Raw genomic sequence first — 18,148 nt, forward strand, 5'->3', positions numbered from 1 at the left:
TAAAAACAGGCCTTATTTTGATTGTAGATTCTCATTGCCATTTAGACCGTCTTGATTTTGATAAACTCGATTTAAACCTAGACCAAGTACTTGATAACGCCCGCGCTAAAAAAGTAGAACATTTTTTATGTGTCAGCGTCACACTTGATCAGTTTCCCGATATGCTAGAGCAAATTAAGCATTACGATGACGTGTCTGCGTCATGTGGCGTGCATCCACTCGATCAAAAAGACGCACTCAACAAACAGCAATTAATTGACTTAGCCTCACACGACAAAGTAGTAGCCATAGGTGAAACTGGGCTTGATTATTACTATGCAAAAGACACTCATGCAGTGCAACAAGCGAGTTTTGTTGGCCATATTGAGGTAGCTAATGAATTACAAAAGCCACTTATTATTCATACCCGTGATGCCCGTGCCGATACCATTAATTTAATGCGTGAGCACAAAGCAGAAAATTGCGGTGGGGTACTTCACTGTTTCACCGAAGATTGGGATATGGCCAAAAAAGCCATTGATATGGGCTTTTATATCTCTATTTCAGGCATTGTGACCTTTAAAAATGCGGTAGAGCTTAAAGAGGTAGTAAAGCAAATTCCTCTCGATCGACTGCTTATTGAAACCGACTCGCCTTACTTAGCGCCAGTACCATATCGTGGTAAAACTAATCAGCCAGCGTATGTTGAAGACGTGGCTTATTACATTAGTGAACTCAAAGGCATTAGCTTTAACGAGTTGGCAAAAGCCACTACTGATAACTTTTACTCTTTATTTAAATTAGCAGCTAAAGGCTAACCTCATGACGATTCTCTCGGTGCAACACCCGCTGATAATTATGGGGCCCATGGTGCGCCGAGCAGAAAAAGCTTCAGTTTGTATTCAGTTTGCTACTTCAAAGCCAGTAAATTGCCGTGTAGAGCTAATTGGCTTCGAGTGCTATAGCGAACAAGACACCATAAGGCTAGGTGAATATTTATTCTTACAGTTTGTGGTAATTAAACCTATAAACAGTCAGTTCCCGCGCGATACATTATTATCATACCAACTATTTTTTGATGACACCCCTGTTGATTTATCAGCATTTAGCTTTAACAATCAGCCATTACCTGAATTTGTGATCCCCAAAAAACTAACGCAAATATTACATGGCTCGTGCCGCAATGCGCATCATCCTGCAAAAGACAGCCTAGTAAGTTCAAGCCATTGGCAAGCCGTTCAGCGAAGTAATGAACAGCAGGGGGCACAGTTATTATTGCTTTCGGGCGATCAAATTTATGCTGACGATGTAGCTGGCCCCATGTTATTAGCGATACATCAGCTAATTAAGCACTTGGGTATTTATAAAGAGCAGCCACTTGATTTAGATTTACCCGCTGACATTGCAGAACAGTTGTATGGTCGCCATTACTTGTTGCCAACTACCTCATGGAAAAACCGCTCAAAACTAGGTATTGGCTATTGGTTAAAAAAGGACGAACCGCATTTTTCTAGTGTAAAAGCGTATAATCATCTGATTCATTTTGAAGAGTTCGTAGCACTGTATTTACTCAATTTTAGTAGCCAAGCATGGCAATACATTGACCTAAATAACTTAAGTTACTCAGGTGGTAACGGAAAAAATCAAGCGCTATTTAATGCAGAAAAAACCGCATTAATCGACTATGCACAAGGTTTAGCAGAGGTAGATCGATTGTTTGCCAATGTATCTACCTTAATGATGTTTGATGACCATGATGTAACCGACGATTGGAACCTCACCGCAGGGTGGGAGCAAGCCATTAATCAAAACCGCAGCAGCAAGCGTATTGTAAATAATGGCTTAGCGAGCTATTGGCTGTTTCAAGGAATGGGCAACGACGCACTGCAAAAAACCGGATCGTTACTTGGCCCTTTTAACGACTGTTTAGCCGGCGATATGCAATGGCAATTTAAAGCGTTTGATAAGCACCTTAACGATTTTAACCATTGGCATTACGAGCTAATGACCATTCCTAAAGTGGTGGTGCTCGATACTCGTACGCATCGTTGGCGTAATGAGCAAAACTTTAACGAACCTTCAGGTTTACTTGATTGGGAACGTCTCACAGAGCTTGAAGAAAGCCTATTAAGCCATGACCAAGTCATTATTGTATCGCCTGCTCCCGTGTTTGGGGTTAAATCGATAGAGGCAATTCAAGCGGTGTTTAATATGTGTGGGCAACCACTGATGGTTGATGTAGAAAACTGGATGGCCCACGAAGGCTCAGCCAAAAAGTTACTCAACACCTTTAGGCGCACCGACACCCCAAACGAAACGCTGATTTTATCGGGCGATGTACACTATTCGTTTTGTTTTTCAGTGCAAAAGCGTTTTGGCGATCATCCCAACAGAATTTGGCAACTGACAGCCAGTGGCATTAAAAATGAGTTTCCGCGCAAGCTAATAAATATACTCGACAAGCTCGACTCTATTTTATACGGTCCCAAAAGCCCACTTAACTTTTTTACCAAACGCTGGCATATGGAAGTAGACAAACACCAAACTAAAGGCAAAGGGCAAAAGTACTTAGTAAGCGATTCTGCCATTAGTTTGGTTACGCTTGAAGCGGGTAATTTAGCCAGGTATCAGCTAATCCACGGCGACGGCCACACCACCGAATTTGATTTAGAAGAGCAGTGATTTAATACAAGAATTAGGTCGATATTATTGCCAACTTGTAGCAGCGGCTTCATGTCGCGTCATTTTATAATGTCGTTAGCGACGGGCGACGGGCGATGAGCGACGAGTTACGGGGTAAATATCCAAAAGCGCAGCGTCTCTTAACTCTCTTTGTTAATAATTTCTTTGCGCGGCATAAAGCCCCGCCTACAATAAACAGCTATGTTACCCTTATTCGTAGGCGGGAGTTTACCTCGCGCATGTTTAAAGTATGAGGGTATTAGGCCCGTAACCTGACCCCCGCAGCCCGTTAACTTCGTCGTTTTTTAATCCGCTTTGGTGCCGGTAACTTATTGGTTAATATCGCTAAACATAACACCACTATAAACAGCATTGAGTTTGCGCCGGCTTGTAAGGAGTAATCAACCGACGAATGTAGCATCATGGCTACTATGGCCGTAGCACAACCAAACGCCCCCCCCTGATAAAGCGCCGTCTTACGCGTTCGCATAGTATTAATACATAACCACAAACAATAAAGCACTAGCAGTCCTAATAACGCTGTGGCAGGAATACCTAGCTCAACTGCAAATTGTACATAATCGTTATGCGCGTTGTCGTAGTAGCCAGAGTAGGGCTCAGATTGATACGCAGGAAACGCAGTATAAAAAGTACCGCCACCAGAGCCCAATAATGGGTTATCTAAAATCAGTGGAATTGAGTCACGTACAACTTCATCTCGTGTTTCTGATTGCAAGCTGGTTTCGCTAATACGTTGTTTTACTTTTTCTACATCGAAAATAGCACCAATAATAATTAAATCGATAATAAAAAAGCTCACAATCAGCAATTTAAATGCTTTAGGCTTTTGCTTATAAACAAACAGCGCTAGTAAGCTTACTATTATTAAAGCGATAAAAAAGGCCGAGTTACCCATACGGCTGCGAGTTAAAATAAGCGCCACAATAATAATAATTAACGAAATGCGTAAAATTATTTTAGAACTCAATAATATTTCGGCCCAAGCGCGTAGTGTTTGTTTTACAGTGGGCTGATAACCGCTGTTAGAGCGTTTTAGTTCACTGATTAAAACACCAATGCCTAAACATAAACATAAAGCTAAGTAATTAGCTAAAAAGTTAGAATAGGTAAAAGTACCAATTGCACGATCTGTATGTTTGTAACCAAATAAAGGACTAACAATATCGGGAGATAAGTTTAAATAACTAGCGTACAACGCCTGAAATACACCGGCACAAATAACAGCATAAATTAACTTTTTAATTCGCTCTGCACTATTGCAGTAGTTAAATATTAACCAGCTCAGCATAATTAAAAAACAGGTTTTTAATAACATTTGTTTGGTTTGAAATGCATCAACACTCACGCCAAACAGCTGTATACCACAAACTAAAATAACTGCACTTAGAGTAAAAAATAGTGGCCAAGAATAGCGAGGCGGAAATAGCGCTTGGTTGTTATTTAACACACTGTGGGTAAGATGGGTAATAAAGGTAAAGCTAGTTAAAATGCCAATAGCTAAAATTGCCCAAGGTCGGTAACTACCTAAAGGAAGAGGAAGTAAAAATAGGATCAAACAAATTAAAAAAAATATAAAACGATTCAAAATAAACTCAAACAAAGTAAAAACGCAGCCAATAGGCTGCGTTTAAATATACTTATGGTAAAAACTAGTTACCGACTTCAGATATACCGTTATCACCACCTGTACCACCAGAGCCTGGAGGTGTTGGTAATGTTGGTAAACTGCCTACTGGCGGAGCAGGTTGACCTACACCAGGGCCTGCAGCGGTCGCTTCAGAAGCGGTGGTTGCATCAACACCTGCAGTAATTGCAGCAAGTGTAATTGCATCAGAGTCTAAACCTGCAGCCGTAAGTGCAGCTAAAAAGTCAGAAATTAACGGATTGTCTGCACCAAATTGGGCAACAACAGCTGCAACCATCGCATCAATGTCTGCAGCGCTACACGCAGCATTTAGTAATTTCTCTTCTAATTCAACTTTTTCTTTGTTTTTACAAATACGTTTAATAGCTTCTACTAAATCTTCGCGTAATTGCTCTGGTGAAGTATCTGCAGTAACGTTATTAAGAATATCAATTATGTTATTTATGCTCACTTCTTGAACCACAGCATCGTTATCCGTTTGTGCATGGGTTGGAAGAGCAGTAAGAGCTGTTGCGCTAGCTACTAAGCCAGCTAAAAGTAATTTTTTCATTTCTCGTCCCTAGGTTGAGCTTTAATTGCAAAATTTTAGCGCATCGGCGCAAAAAGTAAACTCTTTATTTACGCCATTTTCATTAGATTTAATAATTTTTGATGGTGACAGTATTAAATTACCTTGTACCCCGTCACATCCCAATGATTCGAGTATCTCTAACGTTTCAGTCTTTTCAATTAAACAGGCTAAAACTTTAATACCAAAGCCATGACAAATATTATTAACTGTTTGAATATAAAATTGGCTTTGTGGGTTAGTTACTAAATCTTGAATATAACTACCATCAATTTTTACATACTCAATATCAAGACCTTGTAAATACCTGAACGACGTTAAGCTAGTACCAAAGTGTTCAATACATACATTAATACCCAGCTCTTTAATTGCATCTATGTGTAACGAAGCTACGTGCACATTATAGAGCAAACCAATTTCATGTAGTTCGAATACAAGATTTGTTTTAATAACGGGTTTAGTGTGCGAATAAAGGGTGAGCCATTGTATAAAGTCAGTTGAGTACAACGATGCCTTGCTAATATTAAGTGCAAATACATCATTAGGGTAATGTTCTTTTATATCTACAAAGCTTCGTATAATTTTTTTATCGAGTTCTTCGGTTAAATTTAACTTTTCAGCCATGGCGAATAAGTGGCCATTATTTACTTTTTCACCCTCATGAATAAAGTGGGCAAATACTTCAAAATAACATTGAGAATCAGTTTTATTAGCTTGCTTTACGGGCTGCACTGAAAAGCTCACTTCACCCGCATTAATAATCGACTTAATTAAAGTACGCCATTGGTTAACACTAAATAATGACTCTTTATCGGTATTGTCTAATGTAGCATCTTCGCCAATAGTGCAACTAGTATCAAGTAACGACAACACTTCACCCAAGGCAGCGCCTTGATCAATCCCAACTATGGCTAAATTAGCGTAACCATTAATGTGTGAGCTATTTTCTTTTTGACTTAACTTATCACTCACATCTAAGCGAGCTTTACTTAAAAATAAAACATCATACGGGGCCAATAAAACGAACGTTCCCCCGTTGAGCCTAAATAAAGATGAATTTGGTAACTCATTAGCAAGCTGTTTAAGTATTTTTGCAGCATCAAGCACATGCTGATCGCCATCTTGATAGCTTACAACTTGGTTAATATTATTTAACGAGGGCAGGGTAAGCATCATTGCAGTAATGGGTGTATCGTCAGTAATATTATTAACAACTGAATTAAAGTGGTTCTCAAACGACTTGCGGTTACCTAACCCTGTTAACGAGTCTATGTATACCTCTTCGGTAAGTGCTTGAGTTTGTTTTGTTAGTGAGTCAAACGTACTTTGTAGGTTTAAAACCATGTTATTAATGGCTTGTGTAACAGTGCGCAGTTCTCGAGCAACCGGTATTTCTTTATTTAAGGTAAAACGCTTTCGTGTTACTAGCATAGCTTGGTTTTCTACTGCTTGTAGTGGCTTAAATACCGCACGTAATATTAAAAATGCAATTGCCAGTGACGCTGCTAATAGTAAAAACGAACTATATAAGCTGCGCAAGGTGTGCTGCCACAAGGTTAAATACGATTGCCCAGTATGGCTGGTTACATCAAGGGTGCCGGCCATCATCCAGCCATTGTTAATTTCAGAATGCATAGTTGGTGCACTTAGTTCAACAGCACCTATAAACCAGCTAGGAACTGATTCAACGCGTTTAGGATTTTGTAATTCAAAAACGATGTTGTTTTGCACATCAGTAAACTTAATTTGGCTATAATAACCAGAGTCAAAAATAGCGGTTGCCATCGTCTCGGCAATCATTAGGCTGTCGTCTTCTAAATAAGGAGAGATAGAAAGGCCTAAACTGGTAGCGGTATCTTGCGCGTGGCTAGCCATTTGCGTTTGTAAGTAATTACGGGTTGTATCAACGTCGGTAATAACGCGTACACAAAACGAAATTATCGAAATTAAAATTATCAAGCCATATACTTGAGTCTTTAAACTCAATCCATATTTAAAGAGTCGAGACATAACTACTAGTTCCTTTATTGTTATCGTTGGCAGGCGCAAGCTCACCTTGTTCAATTCGCTCAAGCATGGTGTTCCAAGCAGAAACACCACGACTATTTTTAACTTTATTACCTAACCCTTTCGACTTGGCTAACCATAAACCTTGGCCATTAAAACTATATATAGGTTTTAAATCGCCACGGTTACTAGCAGGTACCAATTTTGTATTGAAATTATCAAGCACTAGCGGTATTTGATTAGGTTGTTCAAAGTATATAAGTACCATGTGAGGTTGATTAACCGTACGCTGGCGTACATACATAAAGCGTATTTTATCTTCAGGGATTCCTAAGGCTATTAAAGTAAAATACTTTGCAATAACATAATCTTCACAGTCACCCATACCCACCCCCAAGCTTTCTAGTGGCGTGGCCCAATAATCTTTTTTTTGCCAAAGCTCGTCATCGGTTTTGTACTTTATATGCTTATTAAAAAAGTCATTAACTAAATGAATTTTTTGCCATTCGCTTTTGTCGGCAGAGTCATCTATAAAACTCAGCCAGTTTTTTATTCTTTGGTGGCCAGCATCACCATAAAACTGTTTGGCACGGGTAATTATATCGCTATTACGCAAATGTAAAAGCATGTCTTGTGCACAAGCAAAAAAAGACACTAATATAATGATGCAAATTCCTACCCGCACAAAGCCCATCCCTAAAAAATTAACGCGGTAATTATATTCCCATTGAAACTAAAATGATAGGTTATAAAAAGTGCACCCACCCTTAAGTTAACAATCTGTTAACTTAAAACAATCTAAAAGGCTGCTTTTTGTATTGAGCGAATTTATCTGGTGTGTATAATACCCGCCCATATGGACAGTAGCACTTAAAACACATGCTTAAATTTAGCAACGGCATCAATAAGTTTCTACGAAAATAAAAAAACGATAAAAGGAATTGAAGTGAAAGTATTAAAAGCAGTCTTGCCTGTTGCAGGTTTGGGTACGCGCATGCTGCCAGCGACCAAAGCAATGCCAAAGGAAATGCTTCCGCTAGTCGATAAACCTCTCATCCAGTATGTTGTAAACGAAGCAGTTAAAGCCGGTATTAAAGAAGTTGTTCTGGTTACCCATGCCTCCAAAAACGCAATAGAAAATCACTTTGATACTAGCTTTGAGCTAGAAGCGACCCTAGAGGCCCGCGTAAAACGTAGCTTGCTAGAAGAAATTCGTTCAATAATTCCGCGAGATGTCAGCATTATTTCGGTTCGTCAATCAGCGCCGTTAGGCTTGGGCCACGCAATACTTGAAACTCGCCCAATCATTGGTAATAACCCATTCGCTATTTTGTTGCCTGACGTCATTATCGATCAATATAAGTCGAGCCTAAAGGTTGATAACTTAACGCAAATGATCGGCCGATTTGAGCGCACCCAGCATAACCAAATTATGGTTGAGCCCGTCCCACATCAAGAAGTGCACAACTATGGTGTAGTTGATTTAGCGGGTAAAAATATTGCCCCAGGCGAAAATGCAGCCATTACCAACATGGTTGAAAAACCAAATAATGACGAAGCGCCAAGTAATTTAGCCATAACAGGACGTTATGTTGTATCACCTGCTATTTGGGATTTGCTTGAATATACGCCACCAGGTGCTGGCGGCGAAATTCAATTAACAGATGCATTACTGCAGTTACGTCACCTTGAAACAATTGAAGCGTACCATTTAAAAGGTAAGTCGCACGACTGTGGCTCAAAACTAGGTTATATGCTTGCAAATGTAGAGTATGCAATGCAATCAAACCTAATGGGTGAAGAATTTACAAAACGTGTTAAGCAATTAATGGCAAATGCATAAAGCTATACAAAACCGGTTAGTAAAAAATTAAAGGGAAATCATGGCTATTAAAGTATTAAGTATTTTTGGTACGAGACCTGAAGCAATAAAAATGGCACCGCTAGTTAAAGCACTCAATGCCGCAGAAGGTATTGACGCAAAAGTGTGTGTTACTGCTCAGCATCGCGAAATGCTTGACCAAGTTTTAGACCTTTTTGAGATTGTACCCGAGTACGACTTGAACATTATGAAGCCGGGTCAAAGTTTATACGATGTAACAACAAATATCTTGTTAGGGCTAAAACCTATTCTTGAAGAATTTAAACCAGATTTAGTGCTTGTTCATGGCGATACCAGCACTACTTTATCTGCAAGTTTAGCGGCTTTTTATCAGCAAATTCCAGTGGGGCATGTAGAAGCAGGGTTACGTACAGGTAATTTAAGTTCGCCATGGCCTGAAGAGGGTAACCGCAAGCTTACTGGTGCTATTACAAAGCTGCATTTTGCACCAACGCAAACATCGCAGCAAAACTTACTCAATGAAGCGGTAAGTGCTGACGATATCGTAATTACTGGTAACACCGTTATTGACGCATTATTACAAGTGGTTGATAAAGTAAAAACCGACAGCGCTTTAATTTCAACTCTAAAAGCTAAATTTCCAGAACTCGATGAAACTAAAAAGCTTATTTTAGTTACAGGGCACCGCCGTGAGAGCTTTGGTGGCGGTTTTGAGCGAATTTGTGAGGCACTGGTCGAAATTGCAACTGCACACCCAGATACACAAATTTTATACCCAATGCATTTAAATCCTAATGTACGCGAACCAGTAAATCGCATATTAAAAAATGTTGATAATGTGCATTTAATCGAGCCGCAAGACTACCTACCATTTGTGTACTTAATGAATCAAGCTCACATAATCGTAACCGACTCAGGTGGTGTTCAAGAAGAAGCGCCAAGCCTAGGCAAACCTGTACTTGTTATGCGTGACACCACAGAACGCCCAGAAGCGGTAGAAGCAGGTACAGTTAAACTAGTAGGCACAGATAAAGCTCGCATAGTGAATGAAGTTAATAACTTACTCACTAACGATCAAGAATATCAGTCAATGAGCCGTGCACATAACCCTTATGGTGATGGTAAAGCGTGTGAGCGTATTGTGGCTAAAATTAAGCAACATTTTAAAGATTAAAATAAAGTTTAAAACTTTTTCAAGGATTTAGTAATGACAATTAAAACAGTTTCAGTTGTTGGTTTAGGCTACATAGGTTTACCAACTGCGGCGGTTATTGCATCGCGCGGTATGAAAGTAATTGGTTTAGACGTAAGCGAAAAAGCAGTTAATACCATTAATGCCGGTGAAATACACATAGTAGAGCCTGATCTCGACATAATAGTTCGTGGCGTAGTATCTACTGGTAACTTAAGAGCGACTACAACGCCAGAAAAAGCCGATGCGTTTATGGTAGCTGTACCTACACCATTTATTCACAGCGAAAGTGGTAACCACAGTGCAGACTTAAGCTATATTGAATCGGCTGCAAAAATGATTGCCCCAGTGCTTGAAAAAGGTAACTTAGTTATTTTAGAAAGCACCTCACCTGTAGGGGCAACGGAGCAACTAGCCGCTTGGTTAAGTGAAGCGCGCCCTGATTTAACGTTCCCACAAGATAAAGGTGATGCCGCCGACATCAATGTTGCTCATTGCCCTGAGCGTGTATTACCTGGTTATGTATTACAAGAGCTAGTGTCAAACGACCGTGTAATAGGCGGTATGAGTAAAGCATGTAGTGAAAAAGCTGTTAAGTTATACGAAACTTTCGTGCGCGGCGAGTGTATTATTACCAATGCTCGTACTGCTGAAATGGCTAAGTTAACCGAAAACTCATTTCGCGATGTAAACATTGCCTTTGCCAATGAATTATCGGTAATTTGTGACAAATTAAAAATTAATGTGTGGGAGCTTATTAAGCTTGCTAATCGTCACCCGCGTGTAAATATTTTAAACCCAGGCCCAGGTGTTGGCGGCCACTGTATTGCGGTTGATCCTTGGTTTATTGTTGCAAGTTGCCCAGACGAAGCAAAAATAATTAAACAAGCACGCTTAACTAACGACGCAAAACCATTCTACGTAATTGAAAAAGTAGCAAAAGCCGCTGATGAATTTAAACGTCCAGTTATTGCATGCCTAGGCCTTTCATTTAAAGCCGATATCGACGATCTTCGTGAGAGCCCGGCATTAAATATTGTTGAAGAGTTAGCAGCAAAAAATATAGGTGAAATACTTGCGGTAGAGCCAAACATTGCAGAACTTCCAGCTAACCTAGCAGATAAAAATGTTAGCTTAGTATCACTTGAAAGCGCACTAGAGCAAGCAAATGTCGTTGTAGTATTAGTTGATCATAAACAATTTAAAGCTGCAGACAAAACAGAGTTTGCATCAAAAGTTGTTATTGATACTCGCGGTATTCTTTAATTTTGTACTATTTATAAAGATTTTTTAATGTGTATTAATAAAATATCAATAATGCCTAAAAAACATATTGCTTTAATTATGCCCCTCTCTACTTACGACTGGGGTAGTAATAATTGTGGCGGCGTAGATAGCGTATGCCAGATGCTTGCAGAATATATGGTTAACCATGATGACGCTAACTATAGGTTTACCATTATCGGTCTTGACCCGCAAAGTAAAACCCCTTTCACAGGGGATGTTATTCATTTATCGGATAACGTTGATTTTATCTGGTTGCCTGCATCAAGCAAGCAATCAAAATTTAAAATCCCTGGCATTATTTGGCAAAATTGGCATGTACGAAAATTATTAAAGATCTTAAACCCTGACTTAGTTCACACCCACCTTTGGAGTTTATTGGTAGGTAGTTGCTACGAAGGTAAAACACTTGTCACCGTTCATAGTTATAAAAAAATAGCCCGCCGTAATGTGGGTTTAGTTAATGATTTTTTATATGAAAAAATTATTCCTTCAATTACTGCAAGGCGAAATGATAATGTTGTTGTTGTTGGTAAACAGTTGCAAAGTGCAATTATTGCAGATGGGTTTAAATCTGAAGTAGTCCATAACCCTATAAATCAAGAATACTTTGAAGCTAATTACGCCAAACATAACCGAAAAGAAGTAAAACTGGTTACGTGTGCGTTATTAACGCCAAGGAAAAAGGTTGAAGACTCCGTTGCTTTATTAGCCAAGTTAGTTAGTGATGGCTTCGACTCTTCGTTAGCTATCATTGGACCTGCTACAGATAAAGAATATACGCAACGGATTAAAAAACAGGTTGTTTCTCTAGGGTTAGAGAATAATGTGACTTTTTTTGGTAAGTTAAATAAAGCTCAGATCATACAGCAGTATACTAATGCTGACTTAGGTGTATTTACTTCTGGTGAAGAGACATTCGGCTTAGTGCCTCTAGAAATGTTAGCTGTTGGTTTACCTCTAATTACAACTAAGGTTGGAATACTTGAAGATGAAAGGCTTTTTTTTGAAGGAATAGGGGTTCAATACTTTACTAATACATTGACGTCAGAAAGTGTGAACAATTTAATTAAGAATCATGATGTGAATAAATCTAAAAGTACACTTGAAACGAAATTTAATATTGCATGTGTTTTTGAACAGTACCTCGACCTCTACTCTAAAACTATAGACGAAGTTGAATAATGTTTGGTTCATTGCTTAAGTACGCCCCAGTACAAATATTTGCTGCAATTAGTATTTTTACGTTAATTAGCATACATACTAAGTTGTTGACTACAGCTGAATATGGGATGCTGGCATTAATGCTGCTAACCGTCGAAGTTGTAAGAGCAGTAGCTGCCCAGTGGATTAACGCTAGCATGCTGCGTTTACTTCCAAGTAAAAAAACAGAGGAACATGAACATTTTGCAGCGATTGCCAACTCGATTATTTTTTGCTGCACATTGCCAGCCTTGGTATTAGTTAGTTTGGGGTTATATTTAACAGGTTTATTAACCTTATCTACGTTTTTAGCTACCTTTTTAGTTTTTTTAACTAAAGCTCTCTATCAGTTCTATCTTGAATTAGCTCGTATAATGGAGCGTTTAAATCAATATAGAATTGCCGTACTTACTCAATCTATTATGGCTATAGCAATTACAGGCAGCTTGCTAGCTTACTCTCCTAATATCCTTTCTGCGTTATCAGCCCTTGCTTTGAGCTACATAGCTGCAGGTTTAGTTGTTTTTAAACCGCTTAAAATTAGTTTTAATAAACTTAAAACTGCAGATGCTAAGGCTATTTTCTCTTATGGTTTGCCACTTATGGCCAGTGGTTTAGTTGCAGCAATATCAAGCCGATTGGATCGCTACTTTATTGCCGACTCATTAGATTTAGCACAAACAGGTATATACGCCGCTATATCAAACATTTTATTAGGAATAGGCGCACTTATTTTTATGGTTGTTGCTTTGCCAAGCTATCCTGAATTAACCAAAAAAATAAACGATAAAGCTGCTTTGTACAAAGCGCATGGTGAATATTTAATTTTATTATGTTTAATTGCAATGCCTGCTCTAGTTGGGTTTTGCATTTTAGCTGAGCCGATAACGCACCTATTGCTTAGTGAAGAATATTTATCACAAGGTTCTACTGTTATTTATATTTTATGTGCGGGGGTGTTTGTTTTAAATTTGAAGGCTCATTATATAGACCATGGTTTACAGTTCTCTTTAAACACTAAATACCTGCCCAAAATCAGTGTTTTTTCATTAATATTAAACCTTTCATTATTAGTTACTTTGATTCCTCCTTTTGGTTTGATAGGGGCGGCGAGTGCTTTTTTAATTGCTAATATTATCGCATTGGTTATGAGCCTATGGCTATCGCTAAAAAAAGGATATAAATACGCTGTACCGTTGCAGGTATATAAAATTATACTTTCAACTGTGTGTATGGCCATATTCCTGCAAGAATTACGAGTTCATCACTTTGTGATAATTAATATGCCCATAGTCAATATTGCTCTTGATATGATTACTGGCGTTATTATATTTTCATCTGTACTTGCCTTACTAAATTATAAAAAATGCAAGGCATGGGTAATAAGTTAATGAAAAATGAAAATATTTACAAAGTAATGGTGTTAACTTTTTTTACTGCTTTTATTTTTGGCGGCTATTTACTAGAGAACGTAGGTATAAAATACGTATCAGAAGGCGGAAATCCGTTAGTTAAAATACATATTTCAACATATATATTAATGCTAACCTTTGCTATCTTTACGCTCAGAAAAGGAATTCAAACACCTATAATTAATCTTAAAGAGCTAAGTTCAGCATGGCTAATTAGCTTACTGAGTATAATTCTTGTAATATTTTATGGTTTATATACCTCGGGTATGTCAGGTATAGCTTATTTGGTCAATACCATGATCTCACCACTTTTAGCTGTTTATTTATTATGTCAGTTAAGCACACATCATAAAGGTAAACTATTAAGCTTACTTGCTTATCTTTTATTTTTTAATGCCATGATTGCTATACTGGAATTTACGATAGGCAAAACAATGGTTAGTGTTGAGTTTGCAAGCTTTAGCTTTTTTCGGTCAACTGCACTCTTGGGTTTCCCTCTCAATAATGCATTAATCACAGCTGCGTTAGCCCCTATACTAATGAGTTATACTCGAATTCCTTATTTAATCTATTTTACCGTTGTAACTTTAGCTTTATTTGCTTTTGGAGGGCGAGCTGCCACTGCTATATTCATTTTCGGAATGTTGTTTTTAATTATGCCAAAGATACCTAGATTTATAAAATCAGGGTTTCATACATCAAAAATGCGTTTTGCTATAATCCAAGCGCTCGCTTTTTTTGCGTTCATTTTTACAACATTAATAATTACTTTAACTCCAATTGGTGCTCGAATCCTCAGTAAGTTGCATATTGATAAGAGTGCTGAAGCACGTTTTAACGTATATATTTTGTTAGATGAATTAACCCCTATTGAATGGGTATTTGGAGCATCGTCTGCATTTAAGCAAAATATTGATTTCTACATTGGAATAAATGTGATTGAAAATTATATCATTGGTTGGGTTGTTAATTTTGGACTTATTGGCACGTTTTTACTTGTTTTCACTTGCTATAGCATACCATCAAAATTGATGACAAGAAGTAATATAAAATTAAATGTTGCCTTAATTGTATTTATTTTAGTATCAGTGACCAACAATGCATTAACGACTAAAACGCCAGCTTTGTTATTTTTATTTAGCGTAATGTACCTTTCCAGAGCAATAGAAAGTAAGACCAAAATATAGCTCAGTATAAAATACAGGATGTCATTGTTAGCTAAAGTGGAAATATAAAGATAAGAGATATTTAAAGCAAAATTTTTTAGAAATTTATACAATTTAAAATGATGAGGTTAAATAATGCCCAATGCAATACTGTTATATAGAGTCTCCAGGTGGCTTTATTTAAGAAAAGTCCCTTTATTACCAAAGCTTATACAGTTAATGATTTTCCTGTTTTATAATTCTAAATTACCTGCTAGTGCGGATATCGGGAAAGGTTCTTTTCTTGTGGTTAAAGGTATTGGGGTAGTAATTATTGATAACGCCAGAATAGGAGAACGTTGCAGGATTGGTATTGGTTGCAAAGTCGTTGGTAAGGGACCTTATAAGCGTGTTCCTAGTATTGGAGATGATGTTTTTCTTGGTCCAGGCTCTGTAATCGTAGGACCAGTAATAATTGGTAACAAAGTAATAGTCGCTCCAAATTCTGTAGTTACAAAAAGTGTACCTAATGGATGCATAGTTGGTGGAGTTCCTGCAAAAATTATCGGGAATATAGACGAATTGAATTATGACATATTAAAAAACGAGAGTTATTTAGATGATGTAGCTCCATATATGGTAAAAAATAAAACAAGACTTTGTCAAGTAGACAGTCATGTTTAATCTTATGTAATTTAATTGTATTTTGCGATCTCTAGCAATTAAACCTGATATTTAAAGGAATAGTATTGATGTTTACTAGTAAGGCATATACAAAAAGCCCTATATTCGTTCAAAATATTTTATTAAGTAGTCGCGCATTTATACGTAAAAAACTTAGGGAAAATACAAACTGCGAAAGGCTGACTCAAAAACTACAAACTCACGAGTTTAACTATGAGTTATTAAAACAGTATAGTCATAAAGCGCTCAGTGCTGTAGTTACAAGTGCAAATGATGCTATTGATTATTATAAGGGAACTGGTCCTGATATAAACAATTACCCCTATATCGATAAACCAACAGTTAACAACCATAAAGACCAGTTTTTATCGCCTCAAAAAAAAGGCGCTGTAATTAATGGTGCAACAAGTGGTACAACAGGTGCGCCACTAGTTATCCCGCAGAGTATGAAGTCAGTTATAACCGAGCAAGCTTTTGTTAACCGAGGGCTTACTTGGGCAGGTTTTGAAAAAGGCGATAAACGAGCATGGATCCGTGGTGATATGATAGTACCGCTCGAACAAAAACAGGCGCCATTTTGGCGTTATTCTTATTTTGAAAATATGATTGTGCTTTCATCGTTTCATATGGCGCCTAAAAATTTACATTCATATATCAATGCAATGGTTGATTTTGGTGTACAAGTTATTCAGGCCTACCCTTCATCTATTGTTACGTTAGCTAAGTATTTAGAAATTAATAATGAATATTACCCAGGTGAAATAAAGTCGGTTGTTACTTCATCTGAATCACTAACTAAGGAAGATAAACACCTCATTGAAACGCGATTTAAATGTACGGTGTTTGATTGGTATGGATTATTTGAACGTGTAGCTGCTATTGCAAGTTGTGAGTACAGTCGTTATCACATATTAACAGATTACGCTCATGTTGAATTATTGCCAGCTGGTAAAACAGAGGATGGTCGTGATAGGGCTGAAATTGTCGGGACTAATTTTAATAACTCCCTTTATCCTTTAATACGTTATAAAACGGGTGATCACGTTATATTGTCAGAGGAAAAACATTGCCCCTGTGGCCGAGTATTTCCACTTGTTGATTCTATAGAGGGTAGAACAGGAGATTACCTAGTTGCTGAAGATCGGCAAAATGTGCATATATTAAATCATATACCAAAAGGTGTTGAAGGGTTATTGGGTGCACAATTTGTACAGAAAAAAGATCTGAGTATTGATGTTTGGGTCGTAGTAGATAAAACATTATTTAAAAAAGATCAAGAAGATAAATTAATATTAAACACAAAAGAAAGATTGGGTGCGTCTATTAAAGTTAGTGTAAAAACAGTTGATGCGATTCCAAGGACTAAAAACGGCAAAGTAAAGCAGGCTATAAGAGAGTTTTAACGTGAAAAAAACAATAAATTTAACAATAGCCACAGATAAAAACGGTCAAGGTGGTATTGCCACTGTATTAAATGTTTACGACAGTGAAGGCTTTTTTAATGACACAAATTCAGAGCTTTTAGCAAGCCATTCAACAAATACAGGTTTTGGCATGGCAGGCCAACTATTTAATTACTTACTTTGCATTATTAAGTTAGTTGCTAAATTAATAATTTATGATGTTGGGGTAGTGCATATTCATATGGCTTCTAGAGGGAGTTATGCTAGAAAATCAAAGCTAATAAAGCTGATTAAGTATTTTAATACAAAAGTAATTTTGCACTTACATGGTGCTGAGTTTAGAGATTTTTACAAAAATGAATGCTGTGAATCTAAAAAAGCACAAATAAGGTCAACTTTTAACTCTGTAGATAAAGTTATTGTTTTATCTACTCAGTGGCTAGACTGGCTTGATACTATACTTGATGATCCAAAAAAAGGGATAGTAGTTTATAACGCAGTGCCTAAATTAGAATTAGAAAAAGAAAAAACTAATAACTTTAATTTTGTATTTTTAGGCCGTTTAGGTGAGCGTAAGGGTGTATCTGACTTAATACATGCTTTTAAATATGTCGTTAAAGACCATCCAAACTCGAGGCTATTACTTGGAGGAGATGGTGAAATTAAAAAGTATCAAACTATGGTTAACGAACTTGAAATTAGTGAGTATGTTGACCTACTTGGTTGGGTTGCTGGCGATACAAAGATGAATACTTTAAAGAAAGCAGATGCATATGTTTTACCAAGTTATAATGAAGGTTTCCCAATGGGAGTGCTAGAAGCAATGTCATGTAACATACCTGTTATTGCCTCTACTGCAGGTGGGATTCCAGATGCTATTACAAATAACATTGATGGCTTACTTATTGACCCCGGTGATGTTGAAGCCTTAAAGATAGCAATGAATAGGTTAATTGAGTTCCCTATAGAAACAAAAAGAATGGAAAATGCTGCAAAGGAAAAATTTTTAAATAACTTTAGCCCTTCAGTAATTATTCCAAAGCTAAAATGTATTTATAAAGAGCTGGGAGCAATTTAGTA

The 18,148-nt window shown here is 37.5% G+C and carries 15 protein-coding genes; 11 read left to right on the top strand and 4 right to left on the bottom strand.

Annotation, left to right across the window (positions count from 1 at the left end):
• The first annotated feature begins 17 nt into the window (after nucleotides 1-17).
• Together FLM47_RS06330 and FLM47_RS06335 are read left to right on the top strand one after the other, a co-directional pair.
• Nucleotides 18-797 carry a TatD family hydrolase gene (locus FLM47_RS06330; RefSeq protein WP_178955765.1) on the top strand — a complete coding sequence of 260 codons (780 nt, stop codon included), beginning with the start codon at nucleotides 18-20 and terminating at the stop codon, nucleotides 795-797.
• A gap of 4 nt (nucleotides 798-801) precedes the next feature.
• Entirely contained in the window at nucleotides 802-2,661 is a 1,860-nt protein-coding gene (locus tag FLM47_RS06335; RefSeq protein WP_178955767.1) for an alkaline phosphatase D family protein, read from the top strand.
• A 289-nt stretch (nucleotides 2,662-2,950) separates the two neighbouring features.
• Here FLM47_RS06335 and FLM47_RS06340 read toward each other — a convergent pair whose 3' ends face one another.
• The 4 genes from FLM47_RS06340 to FLM47_RS06355 form a co-directional block, all read right to left on the bottom strand.
• Entirely contained in the window at nucleotides 2,951-4,267 is a 1,317-nt protein-coding gene (locus FLM47_RS06340) for an O-antigen ligase (protein ID WP_178955768.1), read from the bottom strand.
• A 64-nt stretch (nucleotides 4,268-4,331) separates the two neighbouring features.
• Nucleotides 4,332-4,877 (bottom strand): hypothetical protein, encoded by a 546-nt coding sequence (locus FLM47_RS06345; protein ID WP_178955769.1) that lies wholly within the window; start codon nucleotides 4,875-4,877, stop codon nucleotides 4,332-4,334.
• 21 nt (nucleotides 4,878-4,898) lie between these two features.
• The gene (locus tag FLM47_RS06350) at nucleotides 4,899-6,905 is read right to left on the bottom strand and encodes an EAL domain-containing protein (RefSeq protein WP_178955770.1); all 2,007 of its coding nucleotides are present in this window, start codon (nucleotides 6,903-6,905) and stop codon (nucleotides 4,899-4,901) included.
• Nucleotides 6,889-7,587 (bottom strand): transglutaminase-like cysteine peptidase, encoded by a 699-nt coding sequence (locus FLM47_RS06355; RefSeq protein ID WP_178955771.1) that lies wholly within the window; start codon nucleotides 7,585-7,587, stop codon nucleotides 6,889-6,891. Before FLM47_RS06355 ends, FLM47_RS06350 begins: the two co-directional genes overlap by 17 nt.
• Before the next feature lie 261 nt (nucleotides 7,588-7,848).
• Between FLM47_RS06355 and galU the strand changes: the two genes are divergently transcribed.
• The 9 genes from galU (at nucleotide 7,849) to FLM47_RS06400 (ending at nucleotide 18,146) form a co-directional block, all read left to right on the top strand.
• Nucleotides 7,849-8,745, top strand: coding sequence for a UTP--glucose-1-phosphate uridylyltransferase GalU (galU, locus tag FLM47_RS06360; protein WP_178955773.1), 897 nt, complete (start codon nucleotides 7,849-7,851; stop codon nucleotides 8,743-8,745).
• 40 nt (nucleotides 8,746-8,785) lie between these two features.
• A complete protein-coding gene (wecB, locus tag FLM47_RS06365; RefSeq protein ID WP_178955775.1) occupies nucleotides 8,786-9,919 on the top strand; it encodes a non-hydrolyzing UDP-N-acetylglucosamine 2-epimerase in 1,134 nt (377 codons plus the stop codon).
• A gap of 33 nt (nucleotides 9,920-9,952) precedes the next feature.
• Nucleotides 9,953-11,203 (top strand): UDP-N-acetyl-D-mannosamine dehydrogenase, encoded by a 1,251-nt coding sequence (wecC, locus tag FLM47_RS06370; RefSeq protein ID WP_178955777.1) that lies wholly within the window; start codon nucleotides 9,953-9,955, stop codon nucleotides 11,201-11,203.
• Between the two features lie 27 nt (nucleotides 11,204-11,230).
• A complete protein-coding gene (locus FLM47_RS06375; protein WP_256729675.1) occupies nucleotides 11,231-12,406 on the top strand; it encodes a VpsD family glycosyltransferase in 1,176 nt (391 codons plus the stop codon).
• Nucleotides 12,406-13,815, top strand: coding sequence for a lipopolysaccharide biosynthesis protein (locus FLM47_RS06380; RefSeq protein ID WP_178955779.1), 1,410 nt, complete (start codon nucleotides 12,406-12,408; stop codon nucleotides 13,813-13,815). Before FLM47_RS06375 ends, FLM47_RS06380 begins: the two co-directional genes overlap by 1 nt.
• Entirely contained in the window at nucleotides 13,815-15,023 is a 1,209-nt protein-coding gene (locus FLM47_RS06385; RefSeq protein ID WP_178955781.1) for a VpsF family polysaccharide biosynthesis protein, read from the top strand. The genes FLM47_RS06380 and FLM47_RS06385 overlap by 1 nt, the downstream gene beginning before the upstream one ends.
• A gap of 114 nt (nucleotides 15,024-15,137) precedes the next feature.
• Entirely contained in the window at nucleotides 15,138-15,665 is a 528-nt protein-coding gene (locus FLM47_RS06390) for a serine O-acetyltransferase (protein ID WP_178955783.1), read from the top strand.
• Between the two features lie 68 nt (nucleotides 15,666-15,733).
• Entirely contained in the window at nucleotides 15,734-17,068 is a 1,335-nt protein-coding gene (locus tag FLM47_RS06395) for a phenylacetate--CoA ligase family protein (RefSeq protein ID WP_178955785.1), read from the top strand.
• A gap of 1 nt (nucleotide 17,069) precedes the next feature.
• Complete coding sequence (locus FLM47_RS06400) at nucleotides 17,070-18,146, top strand: glycosyltransferase family 4 protein (protein ID WP_178955787.1); 1,077 nt, start codon at nucleotides 17,070-17,072, stop codon at nucleotides 18,144-18,146.
• Nucleotides 18,147-18,148: the final 2 nt, after the last annotated feature.

Source organism: Pseudoalteromonas sp. Scap06, assembly GCF_013394165.1.
In the GTDB taxonomy this organism is placed as follows: domain Bacteria; phylum Pseudomonadota; class Gammaproteobacteria; order Enterobacterales; family Alteromonadaceae; genus Pseudoalteromonas.

Bases quoted from the DNA above. Each gene is read 5' to 3' on its own strand.
- FLM47_RS06380 (WP_178955779.1), top strand. From the start codon at position 12,406: ATGTTTGGTTCATTGCTTAAGTACGCCCCAGTACAAATATTTGCTGCA.
- wecB (WP_178955775.1), top strand. From the start codon at position 8,786: ATGGCTATTAAAGTATTAAGTATTTTTGGTACGAGACCTGAAGCAATA.
- FLM47_RS06345 (WP_178955769.1), bottom strand. From the start codon at position 4,877: ATGAAAAAATTACTTTTAGCTGGCTTAGTAGCTAGCGCAACAGCTCTT.
- FLM47_RS06375 (WP_256729675.1), top strand. From the start codon at position 11,231: ATGTGTATTAATAAAATATCAATAATGCCTAAAAAACATATTGCTTTA.
- FLM47_RS06335 (WP_178955767.1), top strand. From the start codon at position 802: ATGACGATTCTCTCGGTGCAACACCCGCTGATAATTATGGGGCCCATG.
- FLM47_RS06385 (WP_178955781.1), top strand. From the start codon at position 13,815: ATGAAAAATGAAAATATTTACAAAGTAATGGTGTTAACTTTTTTTACT.
- FLM47_RS06395 (WP_178955785.1), top strand. From the start codon at position 15,734: ATGTTTACTAGTAAGGCATATACAAAAAGCCCTATATTCGTTCAAAAT.
- FLM47_RS06390 (WP_178955783.1), top strand. From the start codon at position 15,138: ATGCCCAATGCAATACTGTTATATAGAGTCTCCAGGTGGCTTTATTTA.
- FLM47_RS06350 (WP_178955770.1), bottom strand. From the start codon at position 6,905: ATGTCTCGACTCTTTAAATATGGATTGAGTTTAAAGACTCAAGTATAT.
- wecC (WP_178955777.1), top strand. From the start codon at position 9,953: ATGACAATTAAAACAGTTTCAGTTGTTGGTTTAGGCTACATAGGTTTA.